At 69.9% G+C, this 10,688-nt stretch carries 8 protein-coding genes and 1 pseudogene; 3 read left to right on the forward strand and 6 right to left on the reverse strand.

The window, feature by feature from the left end; all coding sequences use genetic code 11:
* Positions 1 to 42: 42 nt before the first annotated feature.
* The 6 genes from NBG84_RS22310 to NBG84_RS22335 form a co-directional block, all read right to left on the reverse strand.
* Entirely contained in the window at positions 43 to 522 is a 480-nt protein-coding gene (locus NBG84_RS22310) for a pyridoxamine 5'-phosphate oxidase family protein (RefSeq protein ID WP_250921330.1), read from the reverse strand.
* 188 nt (positions 523 to 710) lie between these two features.
* The gene (locus NBG84_RS22315; protein WP_250921331.1) at positions 711 to 1,667 is read right to left on the reverse strand and encodes an SCO2278 family lipoprotein; all 957 of its coding nucleotides are present in this window, start codon (positions 1,665 to 1,667) and stop codon (positions 711 to 713) included.
* Complete coding sequence (locus NBG84_RS22320; RefSeq protein ID WP_250921332.1) at positions 1,555 to 2,586, reverse strand: FTR1 family iron permease; 1,032 nt, start codon at positions 2,584 to 2,586, stop codon at positions 1,555 to 1,557. The genes NBG84_RS22315 and NBG84_RS22320 overlap by 113 nt, the downstream gene beginning before the upstream one ends.
* Positions 2,587 to 2,854: 268 nt before the next feature.
* A complete protein-coding gene (locus NBG84_RS22325; RefSeq protein WP_250921333.1) occupies positions 2,855 to 3,694 on the reverse strand; it encodes a heme ABC transporter ATP-binding protein in 840 nt (279 codons plus the stop codon).
* Positions 3,691 to 4,800: a FecCD family ABC transporter permease gene (locus NBG84_RS22330; RefSeq protein ID WP_250921334.1), complete on the reverse strand. Its 1,110-nt coding sequence runs from the start codon at positions 4,798 to 4,800 to the stop codon at positions 3,691 to 3,693. The genes NBG84_RS22325 and NBG84_RS22330 overlap by 4 nt, the downstream gene beginning before the upstream one ends.
* Before the next feature lie 434 nt (positions 4,801 to 5,234).
* Positions 5,235 to 6,281, reverse strand: a complete 1,047-nt coding sequence (locus NBG84_RS22335; RefSeq protein ID WP_250921335.1) for a heme/hemin ABC transporter substrate-binding protein — start codon at positions 6,279 to 6,281, stop codon at positions 5,235 to 5,237.
* A 223-nt stretch (positions 6,282 to 6,504) separates the two neighbouring features.
* Here NBG84_RS22335 and NBG84_RS22340 point away from each other — a divergent pair, with 223 nt between their 5' ends.
* The 3 genes and pseudogenes from NBG84_RS22340 to NBG84_RS22350 form a co-directional block, all read left to right on the forward strand.
* Positions 6,505 to 7,908, forward strand: a complete 1,404-nt coding sequence (locus NBG84_RS22340; protein ID WP_250921336.1) for an HtaA domain-containing protein — start codon at positions 6,505 to 6,507, stop codon at positions 7,906 to 7,908.
* A gap of 47 nt (positions 7,909 to 7,955) precedes the next feature.
* Complete coding sequence (locus NBG84_RS22345) at positions 7,956 to 9,593, forward strand: HtaA domain-containing protein (protein WP_250921337.1); 1,638 nt, start codon at positions 7,956 to 7,958, stop codon at positions 9,591 to 9,593.
* A 206-nt stretch (positions 9,594 to 9,799) separates the two neighbouring features.
* A pseudogene (locus NBG84_RS22350) lies at positions 9,800 to 10,462 on the forward strand (PhzF family phenazine biosynthesis protein); the annotation flags it as partial.
* Positions 10,463 to 10,688: the final 226 nt, after the last annotated feature.

Here is a 10,688-nt window from a genome sequence, read left to right on the forward strand (position 1 = left end):
CCTGTCCAAGCTTCCTCCGTACGGGGCTTCTTACCTACGGGCCTAGACCAGCCACTTCCCCTCGCGCATCAGCGTTCGCCCGGCCATCTCGGGAACCGTCCCCCAGGCCTGCAGGAGTTCGGGACTGATTCGGAACCAGACATATGAGGGGTGGTCCTCCCGCGGGTCCCAGCCGTCCTTCGCCGCGAAGGCGTCGCCCACCCCGGCCGGGAGTTCCTCCCGGGTCAGCATGCGGGCGGTGCCGTGGACCAGGACCACGTCCCTGGTGTGGCCGAAGCTGAGGCGGACCCTCCCCGAGGCGGCCAGGTTGCGACCGGTCGGGTTGGTGTCACGGGTGGCGAGCCATACGGCCTCGCCATCCCACCAGAAGGCCAGCGGGACGAGGCACGGCTCGCCGGTGCCGTCGGCGGTGGCGACCCACACATCGTTGTCCCGGGCGAGCCGTTCCAGCGCCTCGCGCTTGCGTTGCTCCTGGCTGCGGGGACCGCTGGGACCTTTGGGGCGAGAATCGGCTGACGTCATGGAACGAGGCTAGGGCCCGCCCCCGCACACCACATCCGTCGGCGGAACCAGGGCGCGGGGCTTAGGCCTCGCGATCGCCATCTCCGCCGTAGCCGTACCGAAATGGCCAGCCGATGTTCTCGACCCGGGGAGCGGGTCGTTCGCTCCCGCACCGCGGCAACCCACCCCTTCGGTAGGGACCGTCGCCGTCAGGAGCCCTTTGCCGATGTCAGACCCGTCAGCCGGCCCAGCACATCGACCTTCCCACCGCTGATTCCGCTGCCCGCGGCGGGGACCAGCACCGCCTGACTGGAGATTCGCTCCTTCGTCAGCGAGGACTTCACCTCACCGTTCAGCAGCGCCTTCACATCAGGATGGATCTCGATCCGTACGCCCCGAGCCATCGTCTCGCGCTCGAAGTTGCGGACCGTGAAGAAGACCAGGGCTCCACCGTTCTTGGCCCGCAGCGCCAGCGGGGCGTAGTCGCCGCTGTTCAGCGGCTGATCGATGTACTGCCGCGATCTCCCCGGCTGGTTGGCCTCCTTGACCCGGGTGGTGCGCCAGTCGGTGGTGTGGGGCCCCGGCTCGAAGTGGTCGGGCTTGCCGGTCTGCGTGTAGGAGGCGTACTCCTTGCTCAGCTGAAGCGGAACGCGGGCCAGGGTCGGGCTGTCCGCCGCGATGGGCTCGGCGAAGCCGTCCTTGTCCGTCTTCAGGGCGGGGATGCGATCGGGGGGGAGGATCGTCAGATACGAGGCCTGCCAGACGGCTTCGGGGCCGTTGCGCAGAAAGACCAGCACCCAGCGATTGTCGCCGGGGCCCGCGTCGGTGTCGCGGTTGGAGTCGGTGTCGGCGAGGAAGAACCGGGGCCAGCCCGCCTTCTTCGGGATGGCGAACTGGGCGTCCGTCAGTTCCAGCGGTACATGCTGGGGATTGCCGTTGGGATAGTTGACGCTGCGTGACTTGAGCCCGGCCTGATTGATCGCGCCCAGCGCGCCCGTGACCCGCCCCGCCGCCTTGGCGGGTTGATAGGTCTTGTCCGCGATGTTGTAGGCGTCAACGAACTCCTTCAGCGCCGTGGCCGCTTCCCCTCGGGTCGCCGCCGGAACGATCTCGCGCTCGCCGTGCACCGTCACGCATCCGCTCGCGGTCAGCGCCAGCGCCGTCATCGCCACCAAGCCCCGACGAGCCCCCCGCGCCCGGTCCCGACGCTGCCCGCCCACCCGAATCGGCCTTCTCATCGGCTGCACTCTCCTTGCCCCCCACTGAACGTCCGAACCTTACCGGGGTGTGGAACAGCACGAGCGTCGGGATCAGATAGAGCGCCCACACCGTAATCTGAAAAACCGTGGGATCAGGTACGAAACCGAACACGCCCGTCAGGAGCGTTCCATACCAACTGTCCGGTGGGATCGCCGCCGTGACGCTGAAGACCGTGGGCGGCACCCCGTCCGATATCTGGGCGAGCTGGAGATGGCCGACGGCCTTGGCCGCCACCCCCGCCGCCAGCACCAGGAGTGCCGTACCGAGCCAGTTGAGGGATCGCGCCGGGGTGATGCGCAGGGCGGTGCGCCAGCACACCCACACCAGGGCGGCGGCGGTGGCGATACCGAGCAGCAGAACGGTGAGCGGACCGCTGCTGCCGTCGTCTTCGGAGGCCGCGCGTACCGCGGACCAGAAGAACAGCGCTGCCGTCATGCCCTCGTGCGCCACCGCGAGGGCGGCGGTGGACGCCAGCACCCCGGTTCCCGTCCCTGCCGCCACCGGCGGGTGCACCGCCGAGGAGGGCTGCTGCGCCGGCCTCGGCGCCCGGTGGCGAGCCCGGAGGACCACCCAGCCGACCAGTACGGCCGCCGCCAGCGAGAGGAAGCCGCCGAAGACCCCCTCCGCCCGTGGGGTCAGTTCGCGCGGGCCGTATTCGAGTACCGAGCCGAGGCCCAGTGACAGGGCGATGGCGATGCCGGACGTGAGCAGGATCGCGGGCAGTGCCGCCCGTCGGCCGGTCCGTATCGCGAGCACGATGAGCAGCGAGGCGATGAGCCCCGCCTCAAGCCCCGTCCGCAGGCCCATCAGATAGGTCCCGTACACGCCCCGCCCCCTCCGGATCTTCAGGGCAACGGGGGCATGCGTCCCACCAGGCTCCCGTCTCCCTCCTGTTGTACGAGACGGCGAGTTCCCCCGGAGGGTTCTCCTACTCCCGACCCGGATGCTCCCGGCCACCACCGGACACTCTCAGCCAAGGCCCCAGCGGCCGGTTCGCCCCGGCCCGGGAGCGGACGGTACCTCCCGAGCCAGGCAGCGGGCGCGTTTGCCCTGACGGGCCGGGCCAGTGTGTACAGGACCGGTCGGGTAGCGGTCAGAGCGCTCGCTTGGGCAGTACCACCGGAGCACCCGACCGCGGGTGGGGGAACACCTCCACGGGCTGTCGATAGACCCGGCTCAGCAGCTCATCCCGGAAGACCTCAGCCGGCGCACCCTCCGCCGCGATGCGCCCGTCGTGCAGCACCGCCACCCGGTCGGCGTAGGCCGCGGCCAGACCGAGGTCATGAAGGACCACGACGACGGCGTCTCCAGCGGTGGCCCGATCACGACAGATGCGGAGCACCAGTTCCTGGTGACGCAGATCGAGCGCGGCGGTCGGCTCGTCGAGGAGCAGCAGTGCGGCGCGCTGTGCCAGCACCCGGGCGAGTGCCACCCGGGCTCGCTCCCCGCCCGAGAGGGCGGAGAACGGCCGCTGGCCGAACTCGACGATCTCCGTGGCGGCCATCGCCTCCGCGACGGCTTCGTCGTCCTCGTCCTCCAGAGCGGTCCCGGCCCAGGGCGCGCGCCCCATCCGCACGACTTCTCCCACCGGGAAGGGGAAGGAGAGTACGGCGGACTGGGGCAGCACGGCCCGGCGCAGGGCCAGTTCGGGAGCGCTCCACCCCTCGGCCGGACGGCCGCTGATGCTCACCTGGCCCCGGTCGGGGGCGAGATCGGCGGCGAGCGCGCCGAACAGGGTGGACTTGCCGGCGCCATTGGGCCCGACGAGTGCCAGCACCTCACCCGAGCGGGCGGCGAGATCGACATCGGTGAGGACCGAACGTCCACCGAGCCGAATGTGCAGCCCTTCCGCCTGTGCCAGCACGGTGCCGGGAGAGGGGCGCGTGGGCAGTTCCCGCCCGCGCATGCCGAAGAGACTCGTCATCGCTCTCATGCCCAACCACCTTGCTTGCGACGGGTCCTGCGCAGCAGCCAGAAGAAGAACGGGCTGCCGAAGAGTGCGGTGAGCACTCCCAGGGGGAGTTCGGCCGGCTCCGCGATCGTCCGGGCCGCGAGGTCGCCCACCGCCAGTACCAGGGCCCCGCCGAGCGCGCTGCCGGGGATCAGGAAGCGATGTCCGGGGCCGTGCGCCATCCGCAGCAGATGGGGGACGAGCAGTCCGACGAAGGTGATGATGCCGGCGACGGCCACGGCGGATGCGGTGAGCAGGGCGACGGCCAGGACGAGTGCGATACGCAGCCGCTCCACGTCGACGCCCAGATGGCGGGCCGGCCGCTCGCCGAGGGCGAGCAGATCCAGTTTTCTGGCGTAGAAGGGGGCGATGAGGAGGCCGAGCAGCGCGCACGGCAGCACGGCCAGCACCTTGGGCCAGGTCGCTTGGGAGAGCGAGCCCAACTGCCAGAAGGTGATCTGGGTGATCTGGGCGTTGTCGGCGAAGAAGATGAAGAGACCGATCAGCGCGCCGGCGAAGGCGTTGACCGCGATTCCGGTGAGGATGAGGGTGACGACCTCGGTCTTCCCGCCCGCGCGGGAGAGCACATAGACGAGGAGTACGGTCGCCAGGCCGGCGACGAAGGCGCAGGCCGTGATGGTCCAGTTGCCGAAGAAGCTCAGACCGAAGGCGATGGAGGCGACCGCGCCCACCGCGGCGCCGGCGGAGATGCCGATGACACCCGGTTCGGCCAGGGGATTGCCGAAGACCCCCTGCATCAGGGCGCCGGCACAACCCAGGGACGCTCCGACGAGCAGCGCGAGCACGACCCGGGGCAGTCGAACGTTCCACAGGACGCTCTCGCCGACCCGGTCCAGGGGTTTGCCGCCGAGCCCCAGGTGGTGCTGTGCGGAGGCGATGACATCGCCGACGGGGATGTCGTACGCGCCGTATCCGGCGGAGACGAGGGAGACCAGGAAGAGCGCGCCGACCAGCCCGGCGGTGAGGAGGAAGGCGGTCGAGCGACGCGCTGGAGTGAACTGCTGCCGGGCCGCGTTGACGGTGTCCGCCGCTCGCTTGGGGGAGCTTGCCGGCTTCCGGACGTCCACGGGGGGTGCGCCTGGCCCGGTGGCGACCGCTGACGGACGCGGCGCGTCGGTCCTGGCGGGTCCTTCCGCCCCGGTGGATGCGATCGTCTGTGCGGGTACGTCCGTGACCGCGGGCGTCTGTGCTGGTACGTCCGTGACCGCGGCTGTCTGCGTGGGTACGCCGGTGGCCGCGGGGGCGGCCCCTGCGGCCGGTCCCGTCGGCGAGTCCCCTTCCGGCTCACCCGCGGGAGCGACACCTCGATCGCCTTGCTGAGGTGGAGCACCCTGCCCCTGCCCCTGCCCCGGTGCCGGTGCCGGTGACGTTGGCGCCGGGCTCGGGGAGCCGGGCAGCTGACCGTGCGCGGGGGAGACCGAGCCGGAGCCTTCGGCACCGGAATCCGCTTCCGCCTCCGGGCCCTGGGACGGGGAGTCCGGCTGTGTTTCTGTCGCCATCGTCACTTGCCGTTCGCGTAGAGCTGGTCGACCAGCGACTTGAGCACCTGGTCCGTCCGCGGGCCGTAGTTCAGCAGGACGCCGTCCGGCACCGATACCACCCTGCGGTCCATTCCGGCCGGGGTCTGCGCCACTCCCGGAATCTTGACCAGGCCGTCGACGCCACCCACCGAGTCAAGCCCCTTGGACATCACCAGGATGGCGTCGGGTGCCGCCTTGGCCAGGGCCTCACTGGTGATCGCGGTGAAGTCCTTCTTCAGCCCGGACTCCTTGCCCGCGTCCAGCGCGCCGGCCGCCTCAAGGAGCGATGCCGCTCCTGAGTCGCTGCCGCCCAACAGGTACACCGAAGCAGTGCCGCGCAGATAGAGGAAGGCGACCCGCGGCTTCTTGCCGTCCGTCTGCTGGGGGATGTCCTGCTGAACCGCGGTGATGCGGGACTCCGTACGCTTCTTCAGTTCCGCGCCCGAGTCCGGCACGCCCAGTGTCCGCGCCACCGCGTCGATGCGGGTGCCCACATCCGCCAGGCTCTTCGCGGTCTTCACCACGACCAGGGGAACACCCGCGTCACGTATCTGCTGAATGGATTCTGCAGGACCCGAAGTGGTCTCGGCCAAGACGATCGTCGGCTTGAGGGAGAGCACGCTCTCGGCCGAGACATCGTGGCCCCGCGTCACCACCGGGAGCTTCTCGGCCTGTTCGAAGGTCGCCGTGACATCGCGCGCCACCACCTGCTCGCCGAGGCCCAAGCTGAAGACGATCTCGCTCAGTGAGCCGGTGAGCGGCACGATCCGGTCGCCGGAGGTGATAGTGACCTTTCTCCCATCGGCCGATGAGACGGTCACGGGGTACTCGGGCTTGGGTTCGGTTGCCAGGAGCTCGACCCGATCAGGCGCCGCCGATGCCGTCGGACCGCCCTTCTGGGCCGTCGAAGCGGAATCGCCACCACAGCCGCTCGCCGTCAGGGCGATGGCAAGTGCGGTCAGGGCCGCGCCTACCAGGCGATATCTGCGCGCCGAGCCCACCGAGGGCAACGAGGCCTGTGAGAGCACCGAGAGCACCGTCCTGTCGTTCTTTGCATAGGGCAGGGGCAGTTGCCCCCTTGGCTGTTGCGTAAGGCGCGAACCAGCCACTGAGTCAGTGACTGAATCGGGCCGAGGGGCCATAACCGGAATGCAAGGGGCTACCGGTACAGGCCGGACATAGCTTAGGTTAGCCTTACCTCGGTCTGCCAGACCGCTGCAGTTTTTTGCGCTCCTCGGGAGGGGTATTTCCATGCCGTCGTTCAGACCGGCCCGCGCGTTCGCCGTCGCGATTCTCGCGGCTCTGCTAGGAGCCCTGCTCCCGGCCGGTGCCGCTCATGCGGCGGACCGTACGGTTCAGGGCGGCAGGCTCGACTGGGGCATCAAGTCCTCCTTCCAGAGCTATGTCACCGGTCCCATCGCCAACGGCGGTTCGCGGCTCACGTCGGGCGCCGCCACCGTTGGCAGCAGCAACTTCCGCTTCCACTCCGCCAAGGGCGCCTACGACCCCGCGACCGGAGCCTTTGAGGCCCGCTTCACCGGCGGAGTCCACTTCACCGGCCATCGCCAGCCCAACGGCAGCAACGAACTCGACCTGGCGATCAGCCGTCCCACGGTCAAGATCTCCGGCGGTCGAGGCATGCTCTACGTGGACATGTCCAGCAAGGCCAAGGGCAGCGGAAAGGTGACCTCCGGCAGCCAGGTCGCGTTCGCCTCGCTCAACCTCGGGGGCATCAACATGAAGGGCGGGGCGGGCCCCATCGGGCTGAACAACATCCCCGCCACCCTGACCACGCAGGGCGCCACCGCCTTCGCCGGCTACTACACCGCGGGCACCCCGCTGGACCCGATCAGCCTCAGCGTCGATCTGGCCGCCGCGCAGCAGCCCGAGAAGAAGCCCGCGGAGTCCGCCAAGCCCTCAAAGGCGCCCAAGAAGCCGCAGCAGGCGGGCGCGCTCCAGGACGCGGCCGTCGACTGGGGGGTTCGCCGCACCTTCCGTGAGTACGTCACCGGCGCCATCGCCCAGGGCAAGTGGACCCTGTCCGGCGGCGCCCAGGACGGTGGAGCGCTCTTCCGCTTCCCGCAGGGCAAGGGCACCTACGATGCCGAGAAGCAGACCCTGGACGCGGCCTTCGCCGGGGCGGTGCGCTTCACCGGCGAGCAGCTCGATCTGACCCTCACCCAGGTCAAGACCACCGTCACGGCGGGCAAGGGCACCCTGAGCGCCGATGTGATCAGTGCGGGCAAGACCGAGAAGGCGGTCCCCCTGATCACCTTTGTCGCCAAGGACTTCGCTCCCAAGAACGGCCTCGCCGCGCTGACCGAGGCCCCCGCCACCCTCACCGCGGGCGGCGCGAAGGCGTTCGGCGGGATGTACAAGGCGGGGACCGAGATGGACCCGGTCTCGCTCGCGGTCACCGTGGACAAGAAGGCGCAGTTGCCCGCCCTGCCCGATCTGGGCAGCGCCGCGGAGCCGACGCCCCAGCCGAGCACGCCGAAGGCGGACGCGAAGCCCGTGTCCCCAGCCGCGACCCCGGCCGCCAGTTCAACCGAATCCTCGTCCCCCGTGGGGGCGTACATCGCCGCGGGAGCCGGAGTGCTCCTGGTGGCGGGTCTCGCCCTCTATGTCGTACGTCGCCGTACGACCCAGAACTAGTCACCCCAAACCCCCGGAATCGCCCCGGAATCTAGGAGTAACCCACCATGCCAGCCACCCGCCGTCCCCTCGTTCTGGCCGCAGCCGCGGCCACTGCGGCAGCCCTCGGTGCCACCGCCCTCGCCCTCCCCGCCGTCGCGGCTGGCAAGCCGTCGTCCGGCGCCGGCCAGAACGCCGTTGCCGCCGCCGCTCCGACGATCGGTCTGAAGGACGGCACGCTGGGCTGGGGCTTCAAGGAGAGCTTCCGTAAGTACGTCTCCGAGGGCGGCAAGATCGAGGTCGCGGACGGCGCCGAGCAGGCCGCCGCCAACGGCCCGTTCACGTTTGTGGACGGCAAGGGCACCTACGACACCACCACGTTCGTGAACACCATCGCGTTCCAGGGCAGTGTCCTGTTCACCACGACCCACTTCACCATCAAGCTCTCCGATGTGCGGGTCATCAGCGACCGGAAGGCCGGCAGCATCGAGGCCGACATCACTCTCGACGGCAAGACCGAGAACGATGTCGCCATCGCCAAGCTCGATATGACCAAGGCGACCCGTGGCACGGGCGAGCCCGGCGAGATGATCTTCAAGGACATCCCCGCCACCATCACCGCCGCGGGAGCCAAGGCGTTCCGCTACAAGGAGGGCGACGCGCTGGACGCGGCCAACCTCTCGGTCAAGACCGAGGGCGGTCGCCCGTCGCCCTCGCCTTCGACGTCCACCTCCAAGGAGCCGTCTCCGTCCACGTCCACCTCGAAGGACCCCTTGCCTTCGACCTCCACGTCGAAGGACCCGTCGCCCTCGACCTCCGCGTCGAAGGACCCGTCGCCTTCGACCTCCACTTCGGCGAAGCCCCCCACCAGCAACGGTTCGATCGTCGACGGCAATCTTGACTGGGGTGTGAAGGAACGATTCCGTGCCTATGTGGTGGGCCCCATCGCCCATGGCAAGGTCGAGCTTTCCGCGGGAGCCAAGAACAGCGGTGACATCTACCGCTTCCCCAAGGCCAAGGGCACTTTCGACGCCAAGAAGCAGTCCCTGTCCGCTTCCTTCGACGGCGGTGTGCGCTTCCTCGGTCACCTCACCGACGGCCAGTACATCCTCGACCTCAAGCTCAGCGGCTTCGAGGTCAAGGTCAACGGCACCCAGGGCTCGCTGATCGCCGATGTCTCCACCAAGGTCCGCAAGACCGGCAAGACCGTCAACCTCAACGACCTGAAGCTCGCCACCGTCGCGGTCCCGGCGGGCGGACTCAAGGCCCAGAACAACGTCGTCAAGCTCACCGGCGCCGCGGCCACGCTGACCGCTGATGGTGCCAAGGCCTTCGAGGGCATGTACCAGGCCGGTGAATCGCTGGACGCCCTCAACCTGGCGGTCTCCCTCACCGAGGGCGCCGAACTGCCCGGTGGTTCGGGTGGCTCCGGTTCCTCCTCCAGCGGTGGCGCGGCAACAGGCGGCTCCACCACCGGCGGTGGCGCCGCGAGCGGTGACCTCGGCGGCTCCGTGGGCGGCGGCTCGGTCGGCGGCGGCTCGGTCGGCGCTGTGGACGGTGGCGCGGTCGGTGGCTCGGGCGCCCTCGCCTCCACCGGATCGGACATCCCGACGGTCGGTCTGATCGCCGCCTCGGCGGGCATCGCCGCCGCCGGCGCCGGTGTGGTCTTCGCCATGCGCCGCCGGCAGTCGGCCAGCGAGGCCTAGAGTCCCACGCCCGGACCCACCCGGGTGGCCTTGAGCCGATCGGGCCGCACGGACGCCATGCGCGTCGGTGCGGCCCGATCGGCTCTCGGCCCAGCATCGGGTTCTCTGCTTCTATCCGACGCCCTGTCGGCTTTGACGCAGGTCAATGTTGCCTCGCAATCCGCGGTAACAGTCTGCGGCGGCCCGCCGAGTGCTTGAATGCCGGAGTGAACGAACGCGATGTGCACGATGTGCTTGACGTGCTCCATGTCTTCTGCGGCCCGGACGGGCGGCATGGGAACGCCCTTGGAGTCGTACGTGACCCCCGCGTCTGCCCCGACCAGACGTCACGCCAGAAACTCGCCGCCGAACTCGGCTTCAGCGAAACGGTGTTCGTCGACGACCCCGAGCGCGGTGTCGTCGACATCTACACCCCCAGCGTGCGGCTGCCCTTCGCCGGACACCCCCTGGTCGGAGTCGCCTGGCTACTCGACTTGGAGGCGGTCAATCCGCCCGCGGGTGAGGTATGGGCCCGCAACGACGGTGAGTTCACCTGGATCACCGCCCGCGCCGAATGGGTACCGCCCCGGCTCCTTGAGCAGTACGCCTCACCGGCCGATGTGGACGACCTGCCCGCGCCACCACCGGGCGAGGGCTGGCTCTACGCCTGGGCCTGGGAGGACGAGGCCGCGGGGCGGGTGCGGGCCAGGGCCTTTCCGCGGCGGGGCGACGGCATCGCCGAGGACGAGGCGACCGGCGCCGCCGCGCTGTTGCTCACCGACCGGCTGGGCCGGGCCCTGAACATCACCCAGGGCAGGGGCTCGCAGATCCTGACCGCCCCCGGGCCGAACGGGGAGATCGAGGTGGGCGGACGGGTACGGCTGGAGGCACCCGCTCCGATGCTCGCCCGGATCCCCGCCCCGGCCGAAGCGGTGTCGGTGTCCGCACCCGCGTCGATACGGATCCGGATGGCTCCCATCAAGCGGGACGCGGGCTCCCGCCCGCGCCTGGTCCCCTACACGCTACGGGCCGAGGCGATGGCGCCCAAGGGCGACTGAGACCGCGCTGCTCAAACCCGAGTGGGAGCAACCGGGCTGACCTCATGTCGGTGGGGCG

The sequence above is a fragment of the Streptomyces albipurpureus genome (assembly GCF_023701525.1).
GTDB classification, from domain to species: Bacteria; Actinomycetota; Actinomycetes; order Streptomycetales; family Streptomycetaceae; genus Streptomyces; species Streptomyces albipurpureus.